This is a genomic window from Cellulomonas sp. IC4_254, from assembly GCF_011603975.1.
Classification (GTDB): Bacteria; Actinomycetota; Actinomycetes; order Actinomycetales; family Cellulomonadaceae; genus Cellulomonas.
The window spans coordinates 1-14,446 of the sequence record NZ_JAANNB010000066.1 but is presented as its reverse complement, the minus strand read 5'-3'; the positions used below and the strand labels follow the sequence as shown (position 1 = coordinate 14,446).

General features: G+C 75.2%; 12 protein-coding genes. 7 read left to right on the top strand and 5 right to left on the bottom strand.

The window, feature by feature from the left end:
• The 4 genes from G6556_RS08595 to G6556_RS08580 all read left to right on the top strand — a co-directional run.
• Window positions 1-1,022: LysM peptidoglycan-binding domain-containing protein (locus G6556_RS08595; RefSeq protein WP_166940389.1), on the top strand; the 1,022-nt coding region annotated here is incomplete at its 5' end.
• 48 nt (window positions 1,023-1,070) lie between these two features.
• A complete protein-coding gene (pknB, locus tag G6556_RS08590) occupies window positions 1,071-3,077 on the top strand; it encodes a Stk1 family PASTA domain-containing Ser/Thr kinase (protein WP_166940387.1) in 2,007 nt (668 codons plus the stop codon).
• 72 nt (window positions 3,078-3,149) lie between these two features.
• Window positions 3,150-3,530, top strand: coding sequence for a helix-turn-helix transcriptional regulator (locus G6556_RS08585; RefSeq protein ID WP_166940399.1), 381 nt, complete (start codon window positions 3,150-3,152; stop codon window positions 3,528-3,530).
• Window positions 3,531-3,535: 5 nt separating this feature from the next.
• A complete protein-coding gene (locus tag G6556_RS08580; protein ID WP_166940385.1) occupies window positions 3,536-3,949 on the top strand; it encodes a VOC family protein in 414 nt (137 codons plus the stop codon).
• A gap of 80 nt (window positions 3,950-4,029) precedes the next feature.
• On the opposite strand, the gene G6556_RS08575 is transcribed toward G6556_RS08580, so the two are convergent.
• From G6556_RS08575 to G6556_RS08565, 3 genes are all read right to left on the bottom strand, one after another.
• Complete coding sequence (locus tag G6556_RS08575; protein WP_166940383.1) at window positions 4,030-5,382, bottom strand: 3-deoxy-7-phosphoheptulonate synthase class II; 1,353 nt, start codon at window positions 5,380-5,382, stop codon at window positions 4,030-4,032.
• Window positions 5,382-6,602 carry a pyrophosphate--fructose-6-phosphate 1-phosphotransferase gene (locus tag G6556_RS08570; protein ID WP_166940381.1) on the bottom strand — a complete coding sequence of 407 codons (1,221 nt, stop codon included), beginning with the start codon at window positions 6,600-6,602 and terminating at the stop codon, window positions 5,382-5,384. The genes G6556_RS08575 and G6556_RS08570 overlap by 1 nt, the downstream gene beginning before the upstream one ends.
• 135 nt (window positions 6,603-6,737) lie before the next feature.
• Complete coding sequence (locus G6556_RS08565) at window positions 6,738-7,529, bottom strand: lysophospholipid acyltransferase family protein (RefSeq protein ID WP_240934046.1); 792 nt, start codon at window positions 7,527-7,529, stop codon at window positions 6,738-6,740.
• Between the two features lie 83 nt (window positions 7,530-7,612).
• Here G6556_RS08565 and G6556_RS08560 point away from each other — a divergent pair, with 83 nt between their 5' ends.
• Window positions 7,613-8,269, top strand: a complete 657-nt coding sequence (locus tag G6556_RS08560) for a hypothetical protein (protein ID WP_166940379.1) — start codon at window positions 7,613-7,615, stop codon at window positions 8,267-8,269.
• An 81-nt stretch (window positions 8,270-8,350) separates the two neighbouring features.
• Here the strand turns inward: G6556_RS08560 and G6556_RS08555 are convergent, their stop codons facing one another.
• Complete coding sequence (locus tag G6556_RS08555; protein ID WP_166940377.1) at window positions 8,351-9,295, bottom strand: ROK family glucokinase; 945 nt, start codon at window positions 9,293-9,295, stop codon at window positions 8,351-8,353.
• 276 nt (window positions 9,296-9,571) lie between these two features.
• On the opposite strand from G6556_RS08555, the gene G6556_RS08550 reads away from it, so the two are divergent.
• Window positions 9,572-11,380 carry an AMP-dependent synthetase/ligase gene (locus tag G6556_RS08550; protein ID WP_166940375.1) on the top strand — a complete coding sequence of 603 codons (1,809 nt, stop codon included), beginning with the start codon at window positions 9,572-9,574 and terminating at the stop codon, window positions 11,378-11,380.
• Between the two features lie 100 nt (window positions 11,381-11,480).
• Here the strand turns inward: G6556_RS08550 and G6556_RS08545 are convergent, their stop codons facing one another.
• Window positions 11,481-12,788 carry an NYN domain-containing protein gene (locus tag G6556_RS08545; RefSeq protein ID WP_166940373.1) on the bottom strand — a complete coding sequence of 436 codons (1,308 nt, stop codon included), beginning with the start codon at window positions 12,786-12,788 and terminating at the stop codon, window positions 11,481-11,483.
• An 85-nt stretch (window positions 12,789-12,873) separates the two neighbouring features.
• On the opposite strand from G6556_RS08545, the gene G6556_RS08540 reads away from it, so the two are divergent.
• The coding region (locus tag G6556_RS08540; RefSeq protein WP_166940371.1) for a DEDD exonuclease domain-containing protein at window positions 12,874-14,446 on the top strand (1,573 nt) is incomplete at its 3' end.

Genomic DNA, 14,446 nt, shown 5'->3' with positions numbered 1-14,446 from the left:
CGGCCATCGCCAAGCGCTACGGCACCACCGTCTCCGCGATCACCGCCGCGAACGGCCTGGACTCCCGCGCGTTCATCCGCGTCGGCCAGACCCTGACGATCCCCGGCGCCGGCGCGGCCACCGCGACGACGACCGCCGCCGCCCCCGCCGCCACGGGCGGGTCGCACACCGTCGCCTCCGGCGAGACCGTCTCGGCCATCGCCAAGCGCTACGGCACCACCGTCTCCGCGATCACCGCCGCGAACGGCCTGGACTCCCGCGCGTTCATCCGCGTCGGCCAGACCCTGACGATCCCCGGCGCCGGCGCGGCCACCGCGACCACGACCGCCGCGGCCCCCGCCGCCACGGGCGGGTCGCACACCGTCGCCTCCGGCGAGACCGTCTCGGCCATCGCCAAGCGCTACGGCACCACCGTCTCCGCGATCACCGCCGTGAACGGCCTGGACTCCCGCGCGTTCATCCGCGTCGGCCAGACCCTGACGATCCCCGGCGCCGGCGCGGCCACCGCGACGACGACCGCCGCGAGTAGCGGCACCCAGCTGGTGGGCAACACGTTCCTGGGGCGGACGTACGCACCGAGCGTCGTGGCCTCGGCGAACGCGAACAAGGCCTCGCTCATCGCCATGGGCGTCCCGTCCCGGGCCGCGATGCAGGCCAAGGTCGCCGCGACCGCCCGCGCGATGGGCGTCGACCCCGCGCTCGCGCAGGCGATCGCGTTCCAGGAGTCCGGCTTCAACCACACCTCGGTCTCCCCCGCGAACGCCATCGGCACCATGCAGGTCATCCCGAGCTCCGGCGAGTGGGCCTCGCAGCTCGTGGGCCGCGACCTCAACCTGATCGACCCGGACGACAACGTCGTGGCCGGCGTGGCGATCATCCGCCAGCTCGTGCGCACGTCGCCCGACCTGTCGACGGCCATCGCGTCGTACTACCAGGGGGCGTCCTCGGTGAAGCGGAACGGCATGTTCAGCGACACCCGGCGGTACGTCGCGAACGTCCAGACGCACATGGCGCGCTACTGACCGCGGGCCTCCGGGGTCCGGACCCCCGGCGCCCGTAGAATGCCGCCCGTGGGAGCCACCGTCACCGATCCGCTCGTCGGCCGCCTGGTCGACGGGCGCTACGAGGTCGTCCAGCGCATCGCGCGCGGCGGCATGGCGACGGTGTACCTGGCGGTCGACCGGCGCCTGGACCGCGACGTCGCGCTCAAGGTCATGCACCCGCACCTGGCCGAGGGCCGGGCGGGCGCCGACTTCGTCGCGCGGTTCCGCCGCGAGGCGCGGGCCGCGGCCCGGCTGACCCACCCCGGTCTGGTCGGCGTGTACGACCAGGGCGTCGACGGCGACACGTCCTACCTGACGATGGAGTACGTCGACGGCGTCAACCTCCGCCGACACCTGTCGGAGCGCGGCTCGCTGTCCGTGGGCGAGGCGCTCGGGGTCGCCGAGCAGGTGCTCGACGCGCTGGGCGCCGCGCACCGCGCCGGCCTGGTGCACCGGGACGTCAAGCCCGAGAACGTGCTGATGGCGACGGACGGCCGGATCAAGGTCGCCGACTTCGGGCTCGCCCGCGCCGTCACCGAGGTGACGTCGACGACGACCGGCACGGTGTTCGGCACGGTCGCCTACCTGTCGCCGGAGCTCGTGGTCCGCGGCGAGAGCGACGCCCGCACCGACGTGTACGCCACCGGCGTGCTGCTGTACGAGATGCTGACCGGCGCGCAGCCGTTCACGGGCGAGACGCCCATCCAGATCGCGTTCCAGCACGTGAACAACGACGTCCCGGCCCCGTCCGACGCCGAGGACGCCGCGTGGCTGCCGGTCGAGGTCGACGAGCTGGTCGGCGCGCTGGCCGCCCGCGAGCCCGACGACCGGCCCGCCGACGCCGGTGCCGCCCTGGCCCTGCTGCGCCGTACCCGCAGTGCGCTCGACGACGCGACGCTGGCCCGCCGGGTCGACCGCGAGCCCGTCGTCTCGCTCCCCCAGGCCACCGACCCGGAGCAGGACGCCGACGCGTCGTCCGGCGCGACCGGCGACCCGGGGGCCGACGAGCCGGCGGAGCCCGGCGGCGCGACGACCCGCATCGAGGCGCCCGGCCGCACGGTCGCGCTGCCGATCGGGGCGGTCACCGTCTCGGGCTCCCCCGCGGCGGCGGCCGGCCGGCGCCGGCGTCCCTGGCGCTGGGTGGTCGCGGCCGTGCTCCTGCTGGGCGTCGTCGGCGGCGGGACCTGGTGGTACCTGGCCGTCGGCCCCGGCGCCTACACGACCGTGCCGACCGTCTCGGACCTGGCCGAGGACGAGGCGCTCGCCGCGCTCGACTCCGCCGGCCTCGGCTCCGACGTGGTGCGTGCGTTCGACGACGCCGTGCCCTCCGGCGACGTGGTGTCCGCCGACCCGGGTGACGGCGAGCGGGTGCGCAAGGACGGCACCGTGACGCTCACGGTGTCGAAGGGCGTGGACCTCGTGGCGATGCCGGCGGACCCGCTGGTCGGGAAGATGCAGGCCGACGCCGAGGCGGCGCTCACCGCGGCCGGCCTCGACGCGGGCTACGTGGACGGGGACCACTGGGACGACAACGCCGCCATCGGCGCCGTGCTCGCCGTCACCGACGCGGACGGCAACCCCGTCGAGCCGGGCCAGAGCCTCAAGCGCGGGTCGACGGTGCTGCTCACGCTGTCCGACGGCCCCGAGCCGGTGCGGATCGTCTCGGTCGTCGGCGCGACGCTCGACGAGGCGACCGCCCAGCTCCAGGCGCTCGGCCTGGTCGTGGCCCCCGAGGAGGCGTTCAGCGACACCGTCGAGGCCGGGCGCGTCATCGCCCAGTCCCCGGAGGGCGGTGCCCAGGGCAAGCGCACCGACACCGTGACCCTCCAGGTGTCGAAGGGCCCCGAGACCGTCGCGATGCCGAACCTCACCGGCAAGCAGTACGCGGAGGCCGCGGCCGCCCTCGAGGCGCTGGGGCTGAAGGCCGAGCGGCGCAACATCCTCGGCGGGCTGTTCGGGACGGTGCGCGACCAGAGCGTGCCCGCCGACCAGCAGGTGGCCAAGGGCACGACGATCACCCTCACGGTGGTCTGAGGAGCGAGGAGGCCCGGCGTGCCGAACCCGTCCCTGGACGACCTGGTCCGCCTGCGCCGCGCGCGGGACCGGATGGATCGCGACTACGCCCAGCCGCTCGACGTGCCGACGCTCGCGCGCGAGGCGCTGATGTCCGCCGGCCACTTCTCCCGGTCGTTCCGCGCCGCGTACGGCGAGACGCCCTACGGCTACCTCATGACCCGGCGGATCGAGCGAGCCAAGGCTTTGCTGCGCCGGGGCGACCTCAGCGTCACGGACGTGTGCGTCGAGGTCGGCTGCACCTCGCTGGGGTCGTTCAGCTCCCGGTTCACCGAGCTGGTCGGCATGAGCCCGTCGGCGTACCGCGCGCAGCAGCACGACGCCGGCGCGGCCGTCCCCGCGTGCGTGGCGAAGGTGCGCACCCGACCGGTCAGGAACGGAGAAGCGCCGCGCGACCCGGTGCCCATAGCGTGATGGGCATGGACATCACCCTGCAGCAGTGCTTCATCGCCGTGCACGACCACGACCTGGCCCTGGCGTTCTACCGGGACGTGCTGGGACTGGAGGTGCGCAACGACGTCCGGTTCGAGGGGATGCGGTGGCTGAGCGTCGGCCCGCCGAACCAGCCGGACGTCACGATCGTGCTCGAGCCGCCGCTGGCGGACCCGGGCGCGTCGGACGCCGACAAGCAGGCCATGGCGGAGCTGCTCGCCAAGGGCCTGCTGCGCGGGGTCATCTTCCAGACCGACGACGTCGACAAGACCTTCGAGCACATCCGCGCCGCGGGCGGCGAGGTGCTCCAGGAGCCGATCGACCAGCCGTACGGGGTGCGGGACTGCGCGTTCCGGGACCCGTCGGGCAACATGCTGCGGTTCAACCAGCGCGCGGCCTGACGCGCGCGCCCCGAGCCACCCACGACGACGGCCGCCGCCCCCTCAGGCGGGGCCGGCGGCCGTCGTCGTGCGTGCGGGGGTCAGGAGCGCCGGAGCAGCTCCACCACCTGGAACGCCAGCTCCAGCGACTGCTGGTGGTTGAGCCGCGGGTCGACCAGGGTCTCGTACCGCCGGGCGAGGCCGGCGTCGTCGATCTCCTCGGCACCGCCGAGCACCTCGGTGACGTCGTCACCGGTGAGCTCCATGTGCAGGCCGCCCGGGACGGTGCCCAGCGCGCGGTGCACCTCGAAGAACCCGGCGACCTCGTCCATCACGTCGGAGAACCGGCGGGTCTTGTAGCCCGAGGCGGAGGTGATGCCGTTGCCGTGCATCGGGTCGCAGACCCAGGTGACCGGGCGCCCGTCGGCCGTGACCTTCTCGACCAGCGACGGCAGCAGGTCGCGGATCTTGCTCGCCCCCATGCGGGTGATGAACGTGATCCGCCCCGGCTCCGCGCTCGGGTTGAGCTTGTCGATCAGGCGCAGCGCGTCGTCCGCGGTGGACGTCGGGCCGAGCTTGATGCCGAGCGGGTTGTGCACGCGGCTGAAGTAGTCCACGTGCGCCCCGTCGAGCTGCCGGGTGCGCTCGCCGATCCACAGGAAGTGCGCCGAGCAGTCGTACGGCAGGCCGGTGCGCGAGTCGATCCGGGTGAGCGGCCGCTCGTAGTCGAGCAGCAGCCCCTCGTGGCTCGAGTAGAAGTCCACGGTGCGCAGCGCGTCGAAGTCGGCACCGCACGCGGCCATGAACCGGATGGCCCGGTCGATCTCGGCGGCGATCTCCTCGTACCGCGCGTACGCCGGGTTCGCCGTGAAGCCCCGGTTCCACTCGTGCACCCGCAGCAGGGACGCGAAGCCCCCGGTGGTGAACGCGCGGATGAGGTTCAGCGTCGACGCCGACGTGTGGTACGCGTCGAGCAGCCGCTCGGGGTCCGGCGTGCGGGCCTCCGGGGTGAACTCGAAGCCGTTGATGATGTCGCCCCGGAACGCAGGCAGCGTGACGCCGTCGCGGGTCTCGGTGTCCGAGGACCGCGGCTTCGCGTACTGCCCGGCCATCCGGCCCATCTTGATGACGGGCAGGCTCGCGCCGTACGTGAGCACGACCGCCATCTGCAGGACGGTCATGATCTTGCCGCGGATGTTGTCCGCCGTGGCCTCGGCGAACGTCTCCGCGCAGTCACCGCCCTGCAGCAGGAACGCCTCGCCGCGACCGGCGGCCGCGAGCTGGCCGCGCAGCGCGTCGGCCTCCCCCGCGAACACGAGCGGCGGCAGCCCGGCGAGCCGGTCGGTCACGCGCCGGAGCGCGTCGGCGTCCGGCCACGCCGGCTGCTGCGTGACGGGCAGGTCGCGCCAGGCCTCGAGGCCGGCGAGCACCTGCGGGTCCGCCTCGACGCTCATCAGTGCGCCGTCGCGGGCACCAGGGGCTGCCCGATGCCCTCCAGGATCGCGCCGAACCAGGGCTGCGAGACGTCGAACGCCTTGCCGCCGGCGATCCGCGGGAACGCGATGGCCTTGAGCCGGTCGCCGTCCTCCTCGTCGTGGCCGATCACGCCGGACTCGCCCCGCAGCGCGCACTCGACGGCGAGGTCGGTCATCGACTTGATGAGGCGCAGGTCCTCGGCGTTCGCGGCCGCGGCGCGCGAGTAGTAGCCGGACTTCTGCACCATGACCTTCTCGGCGCCGAGCTTCTCCGCGAACTGCTTCGCGAACCACTGGCCCGGGTTGATCGTGTCGAGCTTGACGTGGCCGAACGGGTCGCGCGGCACCTCGGCGCCGGACGCCTCGAGCTGCTCGACGATCTCGTGCATGCCCGCGCCCTCGGACAGGAAGATGTTGACGTTGCCCTGGGTGTCCATGATCGCCTTGAGGCGCGCGGCCTCGGCGTCGATGTCCAGCGCCAGCTCGGGCAGGAACACGGCGTGGACGTCCCAGCGCTCGCGCGTCAGGCCGAGGGCCGGGGCCCACTCCTGGCGGTCGAGCCACTTGCGGTACTCGGCGGCCGCGGCAGCGGTCAGCCACCCGCAGTGCCGGCCCATGACCTCGTGCACGATCAGCATGCGCGGGCCGGAGCGGTGCTCGCCGATGACGTTCGCGGCGAAGCCGGCGGCCTCCTCGGCGGCGGTCCACGCGCCGAGCGACTGCTTGATCGGCACCACGTCGTTGTCGATGGTCTTCGGCAGGCCGACGACGGTCAGGCCGTAGTCGTTGTCCGCCAGGTACGCGGCGAGGTCGGCCGCCGTGGTGTTGGTGTCGTCGCCGCCGATCGTGTGCAGCACGTCGACGCCGTCCGCCTTCAGCTGCTCGGCCGCGACCTGCAGCGGGTCCTGGCCCTCCTGGACGAGGCCGCGCTTGACGCAGTCGGCCGCGTTGGTGAGCTTCACGCGCGAGTTGCCGATCGGCGAGCCGCCGAACCGGTGCAGCAGGTGCGCCTGCGCGCGGCCCTCGGCGTCGATGACGATCTTGTCGCCGCGCAGGAGCCCGTGGTACCCGTGCTGGTAGGCGATGATCTCGACCTCGGGGGCGATCTCGGTGTAGCGCTCGATGAGCCCACCGACGGCCGAGGACAGGCACGGAGCGAAGCCACCCGCGGTCAGGAGCGCGACGCGACGAACCGACATGAGATACACCTCTCGATTGAACAGCACAGCTGGGTCATCCCAGCCCCGGGGCCACTGAAGGGCACCCCGCGGGGCCGGACCCGGGACCGAGGTCCTCGGGTCGCGCCGCGCGGAGCGCGACGGACGCGGCTCATCCTACTGAGCCGCGGACTCCTCCTCCGGCGGGACCGGAGGCTGGACATCGGGCACCGCCCGGCCGCCCGGCGCGGTCGGCTCGGGGGCCGCCGGGCCGGTGGCCGCGGGGTGCCCGGTGGCGATGCGCGCCTTCTGCGTGGCGGCGTAGATGTCCACGTACTCCTGGCCGGACAGGGCCATGAGCGCGTACATGATCTCGTCGGTCACCGAGCGCAGGATGAACCGGTCGTTCTCCATGCCCTTGTACCGGCTGAAGTCGAGCGGCTCGCCGATCACGATGCCGATGCGGCGCGGGCGCGGCAGGCGCTGGCCGAGCGGCTGCGCCTTGTCCGTGTCCACCATCGCGACCGGGATGACCGGGGCGCCCGACTCCAGGGCCATGCGCGCCACGCCGGTCTTCCCGCGGTAGAGCCGGCCGTCGGGGCTGCGGGTGCCCTCGGGGTAGATGCCGAACAGCTTGCCCTCGGCGAGCCGGTTCAGGCCGGTGCGCAGCGCCGCCTCGGAGGCCTTGCCCCCGCTGCGGTCGACCGGGATGGTGCCGACGCCGCGCATGAACCCCGCGGTCAGCCGGCCCTTGAGCCCGCGCCCGGTGAAGTACTCGTTCTTGCCGATGAACACGATCTCGCGGTCCAGCACCAGGGGCAGGAAGAACGAGTCGACGACGGCCAGGTGGTTGCTGGCCAGGATCGCCGCGCCGCTGCTCGGCACGTGCTCCGCACCCCGCACCCAGGGGCGGAACAGCAGGTGCAGCAGCGGGCCCACCAGGACCCGCTTCATGAACCAGTAGAACAACCTGCCACCTCTCGCCCTCGTCGTGCGGGCCGTCGGCCACCCGTCGGGTGCCCGGCGCTCGTAGCCGACTCTAGAGTGCTGCCATGGCCCCGCGTCCCGACCGCCCCGACCCGTCGCCCGACGGCGACGAGCCCGACGGCCCGCGCGCCGACCGGCAGCACGACCCGTCCGGCGACCGCGTCACCGACGAGCAGTGGGCCGCCATCGTCGCGGACCTCCGCGGCGACACGGACCCGACCGGGCCGACGGAGCCGCCGGCGGCCGCCGCCGCAGGCCAGGACGACCCGCGGACGTCGTCCGGTCCCGCCGTAACCTACCCCGTCGCGCCGTGGGTGACCGACCGACGCGTCGTGCGGCCGCCGCGCGCGGAGCCGCGCACCCCCGCCGAGCCGGACGAGCCCGGCCGCCCGGGCGCCGGCGGGCCCCCGGCGTCCGGCCGCGACTGGGACGCCACCGACCAGATCGACGAGGCCGAGCGCCGCGTCGACGAGGCGGAGCACTTCCGGCCCCCGGACCCGGGCCCGGTGCTCGGCGGCGACCCGCTGCTGACGATGGCCTGGCTGGCGGTCGCGCTGATGCCCGTCGTCTGGCTCGTGGTGCTGATCTTCTGGCGCGACGCGCCGCCCGCCGTCATGCAGGCGTCGGTCGTGACGTTCGTGCTCGGCCTCGTCGTCCTGCTCTGGCGGATGCCGCACCGGCGGGACCCGGAGGGCGACGACTCGGACGGCGCCGTCGTCTGACGACCCCGGACGCGCGACGGGCGCGCCGGGCACGGGGTCTCCCCCGGCTCCGGGCGCGCCCGTCGCGGACGTGCGGGTGGCTCAGCGGCGCGCGAGGTCCGCGGCGCCGACGATGCCCGCGTCGTTGCCCATCGAGGCGAGCGCGAAGGTCGCCTCCGGGCGGTGGCCCCGGGCCGACAGCTGGTCGAGGAACGCGCGGCGCGCCGGCGCGAGCAGCAGGTCGCCGGCGGCGCTGACGCCGCCGCCGATCACGACGATCGACGGGTCGAGCAGCGCGGCCACCGAGGCGGAGCCCTCGCCGATCCACCGGCCGAGCTCGGCGAGCAGCTCGACGGCGAGCGGGTCGCCCTCCTGCGCGGCCTGGGTCACGTGCGGGCCGGTGAGCGCGTCGGCGTCGCCGCCGGCGAGCTCGAGCAGCCGGGTGCCGCGGGCCGGCTCGGTGATGAGCGCGGACTGCGCGTCGCGGACCAGGGCGCTGCCCGAGGCGTACTGCTCCCAGCAGCCCTCGTGGCCGCAGCCGCAGTAGTGGCCGCCGGGGACGACGCGCATGTGGCCGACCTCCGCGGCGACGCCCCAGGCGCCGAGCACGAGCTCGCCGTTGACGACGATCGCGCCGCCCAGCCCGGTGCCGATCGTCAGCAGCAGCATGTCCTGCTCGTCGCGCGCGGCGCCGAACCGGAACTCGGCCCAGCCGGCGGCGTTGGCGTCGTTCGCCACGACGATCTTCACCTCGTCGCCGAGCTCCTTGGCGACGATGTCGCGCAGCGGGTGCTCGCGCCACGGCAGGTTCGGGGTGAACAGCACGGTCGCCTGGTCGGTGCCGATGAAGCCGGGGGCGGCGAGGCCGATCGCGCCGATCTCGTACGTCGAGGCGAGCTCCTGGCAGGCCTCGATCACGCCGCGGTCGACGCTCGCGGAGTCGCGGGGGTCGGTGTCGCGACGGGTCTTCGCGATGATCCGGCCGTCCTCGTCGACCACACCGGCGGCGATCTTCGTCCCGCCGATGTCCACACCGATGGCGTGCATGCTTCCCTGCTTCCGCGTGAGATCTCTGCGTGGCGCACCCGCGAGGACCGCCGGACCGGGACGCTGCACCGGTGCCGCGGCGGCGACACTGCGCGCGTGCGCCCCCACGCTAGCGTGCTGGGCGGCTTTCTCTGCACACGCTCCCAGGGCGCAGGCGCCGTGGCGGCCCGTGCGGGCGGCGTGCCACCCGCACGGGCGACGTGTCGACCCCGGCAACCGGGACCAACGTCCCCTATGCTCCTGACACCCTTCCGACGCCTGACAACGGAGCCAGCCATGGAGGAGTTCAGCACGCCCCTGCTCGTCGAGGCAGGACCGCGGGACAACCTGCTCGACCTGCTCGCCGCGCGCGTGGCCGAGACGGGCGACGGCCCGCTCATGGAGTACAAGACCCCCGGGACCACGACCTGGCGCACGGTGAGCGCGCGGCAGTTCGACCGCCGGGTGCGCGACGTCGCCCGCGGGTTCGTCGCGCGCGGCGTCCGCCCGGGCGACCGGGTCGGCATCATGTCCCGCACCCGGTACGAGTGGACGGTCCTCGACTGGGCGCTGTGGAGCGCCGGCGCGGTCCCGGTGCCGGTCTACGAGACCTCGTCCGCCGAGCAGGTGCACTGGATCCTCACCGACGCCGCAGTGACGCTCCTGGTCGTCGAGACCGCGGAGCACGCCGCCACCGTCGCGGAGGTCCGCCCCGAGGCGCCGCTGCTGCGAGACGTCCTGGTGATCGACGGCGGCGCGGTGGACGCGCTCGCCGCCGAGGGCGCCGCGGTCCCCGACTCGGAGGTCGACCTGCTGCGCCGGCACGCCGGCCGGGACGACGTCGCGACGATCATCTACACCTCCGGCACGACCGGGCGGCCCAAGGGCGTCGAGCTCACGCACGGCAACTTCGCGGTGCTCGCCCGCAACGCCGTCGAGGGGCTGCACGAGGTCGTGTCGACCCCCGGGGCCCGGACCCTGCTGTTCATGCCGCTCGCGCACGTGTTCGCCCGGTTCGTCGAGGTGCTGTGCATGCCGGCCGGCGCGGTGCTCGGCCACACCCCCGACACCAAGCAGCTGCTGCAGGACCTCGGCGAGTTCAAGCCGACGTTCATCCTCTCGGTGCCCCGGGTGTTCGAGAAGGTCTACAACTCGGCGGAGCAGAAGGCAGCGGCCGGCGGCAAGCTGAAGATCTTCCAGTGGGCCGCGCGCACCGCCATCGCCTACTCCCGGTCGCTGGACGCCGGCGGCCCGTCGCTGGGCCTGCGGGTGCAGCGGGTCGTCGCCGACCGGCTGGTGTTCCACAAGCTCCGGGAGGCCATGGGCGGCCGGATCGAGTGGGCCATCTCCGGCGGCGCGCCCCTGGGCGAGCGGCTCGGCCACTTCTTCCGCGGCATCGGCGTCCGGGTGCTCGAGGGCTACGGCCTCACCGAGACCACCGCGCCGGCCACCGTCAACATGCCGGGCAAGACCCGGATCGGCACCGTCGGCCCGCCGCTGCCCGGGACGTCCGTGCGGATCGCCGACGACGGCGAGGTCGAGGTCCGCGGGCACCAGGTGTTCGGGCGGTACCACGGCAACCCGGTCGCCACCGACGAGGCCTTCGACGACGGCTGGTTCCGCACCGGCGACCTCGGCTCGCTCGACGACGACGGGTACCTGCGGATCACCGGGCGCAAGAAGGAGATCATCGTCACCGCCGGCGGCAAGAACGTCGCCCCGGCCGTGCTCGAGGACCGGCTGCGCGCGCACCCGCTGATCAGCCAGGTGGTCGTGGTCGGCGACGGGCGGCCGTTCATCGGCGCGCTCGTCACGCTCGACGCCGAGGGGCTGCCGGGGTGGTGCGCGGCGCACGGGCTGCCCGAGCTCTCCGTGGCGGCGGCCGCGGTGCACCCGGACGTGCTCGCGTCGATCGACGAGGGCGTGGAGCGGGCCAACAAGGCCGTCTCCCGCGCGGAGTCGATCCGGCGGTACCGGATCCTCGACCGGGACCTGACGATCGCCGCCGGGTACCTCACCCCGAAGCTGAGCGTCCGGCGGACGCACGTCCTGAAGGACTTCGCCACGGACGTCGAGGCGATCTACGCGGGCGACCACGCGGGCTGAGCGCGGCGCCGGGCGACGAGATCGCCGGTTGCGCGCGAGTTCGCCGGTTCCGCGGCGGCTCCCGGCGCGCAACCGGCGAACTCGCGGCCCGCGGGCGCCCTCAGACCCGGCCGAGGCGGGCGAGGAGGGTCGCCGAGGGCAGCACGCGGGCGCCCGCGGCCTCCAGGTCGGACCCGAGCGCGCGGTCGCTCGTGACGGCCACGACGACCCGGCCCGGCGGCTCGGCGCGGACGAGGCGGCGCAGCAGGTCGTCCGCGATCTCCCCCTGGGAGAACAGCACCCGGACGCCGCGCGGGGCGGCCGGCGACCGCCCGGAGGCCTCCGACTCGCGGCCGTCGAAGCAGCAGGTCACCTCGGCGCCGGTGCGGCCCGCCAGCGTCGCGAGCCGCTCGGTCAGGCGGCGGCGCTGCTCGGTGAGCGGCTGGTCCGGCCAGGCGAGCTGGGAGACGTTGTAGCCGTCGACCAGCAGGTGCACCCGCGGCATCGCGAGCAGGTCGTCGAGCAGGGCCGGGTCGTCGGCGGACCGCCCGCGCGAGGTCGGCCGCGGTCCCCCGGGCCCCGGGACCGGCGGCGCGACGAGGTCCGCGGGCATCCGCCCTGCCGGCGGCAGCGCGAGCTCCTCCCGGAGGGCCGACCCCGCCTCGACCAGCGTGTCGAGCAGCAGCCGCACCCGGACCTGGGCGAGCTCGCGCAGCGCGGCGGCGTCCTCGCGCGCGACGCGGGCCAGGTCCTCGGCGCGGCGGCGGTCGTCGTCGGCGGACGCCCGCACCCGCGCCGTCTCGGCGTGCACCCGCTCGGCGGCGGCCGCGACCTCGGCGGCGTGCTCCGCGGCCCGGCGCGCCTCGGAGCGCGAGCGGTCGGCGTCGGAGCGCACCCGGCGCAGCTCCCGGCGCAGCGACACCAGCTCCGCCTCGGCGGCGTCCGCCCGCTCGGTCTCGGCGGTGAGCCGGGCCGCGAGCCGACGGAGCTCGGCCTCGGCGCGGTGCGCGCGGTGCACGTGGTCGGCGTCGGGCTGCGCCGGGGCGTCGGCGCCGGCCGGCGGGGTGCCGACCGCGGAGAGCCGGGCCTGCCAGCCCTCCGGGCGCAGCAGCACGGCCCCGACCGCGAGGTCGACGCGCGTCCCGGGCTCCCCTGGTGCCGGCGGGTCGGCCAGCAGGTCGGCCGCCAGGTCGGGGTGCGCGTGCGACCACGCGCGGGCCACACGGGCGCGGAAGGCGTCGTCGCGCTCGACGGCGAGCCACAGCGGCCCGGCACCGGCCGTGACCCGGCGGCGCGGCGCGAACCGGCGCACCGCGGCGAGCGACGCCGGGACGGCACCCGGGTCGAGCGCGCCCAGCACCTCCGCCGCCAGCGGCAGCACCGCGGCGCGCACGGCCTCGGGCACGGCGTCGGGGGCGGGCTCGGGCATGCGCGTCACCCTACGGGGCCGCAGGTGGCGGCGGCCACGGGCGGTCCGGCGGGGAGTGTCGGAGGGCGCGGCTAGCGTGCGGCGCATGGTCCACCGGTCCCCCGTCCCGCCCCGCGTCGACCTCGCGGTGCCGCAGACCGGCCGACCCGTGCAGGTGACGCTGGACGACATCGGCACGCCGCTGCACGAGGTCACGTTCGTGGTGGTCGACCTCGAGACCACCGGCGCCGCGCCCGGCGCGTCCGCGATCACGGAGGTCGGCGCGGTCAAGGTCCGCGGCGGCGAGGTGCTCGGCGAGTTCCAGACGCTCGTCGACCCGGGCGGCCCGGTCCCCGCGCAGATCCAGGTGCTCACCGGGATCACCACGGCGATGGTGATCGGCGCGCCCACGATCGCCGAGGTGCTGCCCTCGTTCCTCGAGTTCGCGCGCGGCTCGGTCCTGGTGGCGCACAACGCGCCGTTCGACGTCGGCTTCCTCAAGGCGGCGGCCGCCGAGACGGGGCACGCCTGGCCGGGGTTCCCCGTCGTCGACACCGTCCGGCTCGCGCGGCGCGTGGTCACCCGGGACGAGGCCCCGAACCACAAGCTCAGCACCCTCGCCGGGCTGTTCCACGCCACGACGACGCCCGAGCACCGCGCCCTCGCCGACGCGCGCGCCACCGTCGACGTGCTGCACGCCCTGCTCGGCCGGCTCGCGCCGCTCGGCATCACGCACCTGGAGGACCTCGCCACGGCCGCCGACGCCGTGCCCGCGGACGTCCGGCGCAAGCGCACCCTCGCCGACGGCCTGCCGGACCTCCCCGGGGTCTACCTGTTCCGCGGCCCGAAGGACGAGGTGCTGTACGTCGGGACCTCCACGTCGCTGCGCAAGCGCGTCCGGTCCTACTTCACGGCGGCCGAGAAGCGGTCCCGGATGCGGGAGATGGTCCGGATCGCGCAGGCCGTCACACCGGTGGTCTGCGCCACGCCGCTGGAGGCGCAGGTCCGCGAGCTCCGGCTGATCGCCGAGCACAACCCCCGGTACAACCGCCGCTCCCGCTCCCCCGAGCGGATGCCGTGGGTGCGGCTCACCGCCGAGGCGTTCCCCCGGCTCTCCGTCGTGCGCGAGGTCCGGGACGACGCCACGCACATCGGCCCGTTCGCGTCACGCGCCGCCGCGCAGTCCGCGGTCGAGGCGCTGCACGACGCGTTCGCCATTCGGCGGTGCACCGCGCGGCTGCCGCTGGTCCCCGCGCCCGGCGCGACCGCGTGCCACCTCGCCGAGATCGGCCGGTGCCCGGCGCCCTGCGTCCGGCCCGAGGCCGCGGCGGAGTACGCCCGGACCGTCGAGGGCGTGCGCGACGCGATGCTCACCGACCCGGCGGCCGTCGTCGGCGCGCACACCGCCCGGATCGACGCGCTCGTCGGGCAGGAGCGGTTCGAGGAGGCCGTCACCGTGCGCGACCGGCTCGCGGCGTTCCTGCGCGGGTCGGCACGGTCGCAGCGCCTCGCACCGCTCGCGGCGTGCGCGGAGCTCGTCGCGGCCCGGCGCACCGACTCCGGGGGCTGGGAGGTCGTGCTCGTCCGGCACGGCCGGCTCGCCGGCACCGCGCTGGTCCCCCGCGGCAGCGACCCGATGCCCGCCGTCGAGTCGCTGCGCGTCACCGGCGAGCACGTCC

Coding starts and splice junctions, on each gene's coding strand:
- G6556_RS08560 (WP_166940379.1), top strand. CDS start 7,613: ATGGCCCCGCGTCCCGACCGCCCCGACCCGTCGCCCGACGGCGACGAG.
- G6556_RS08545 (WP_166940373.1), bottom strand. CDS start 12,788: ATGCCCGAGCCCGCCCCCGACGCCGTGCCCGAGGCCGTGCGCGCCGCG.
- G6556_RS08580 (WP_166940385.1), top strand. CDS start 3,536: ATGGACATCACCCTGCAGCAGTGCTTCATCGCCGTGCACGACCACGAC.
- G6556_RS08575 (WP_166940383.1), bottom strand. CDS start 5,382: ATGAGCGTCGAGGCGGACCCGCAGGTGCTCGCCGGCCTCGAGGCCTGG.
- G6556_RS08570 (WP_166940381.1), bottom strand. CDS start 6,602: ATGTCGGTTCGTCGCGTCGCGCTCCTGACCGCGGGTGGCTTCGCTCCG.
- G6556_RS08585 (WP_166940399.1), top strand. CDS start 3,150: ATGGATCGCGACTACGCCCAGCCGCTCGACGTGCCGACGCTCGCGCGC.
- G6556_RS08550 (WP_166940375.1), top strand. CDS start 9,572: ATGGAGGAGTTCAGCACGCCCCTGCTCGTCGAGGCAGGACCGCGGGAC.
- G6556_RS08555 (WP_166940377.1), bottom strand. CDS start 9,295: ATGCACGCCATCGGTGTGGACATCGGCGGGACGAAGATCGCCGCCGGT.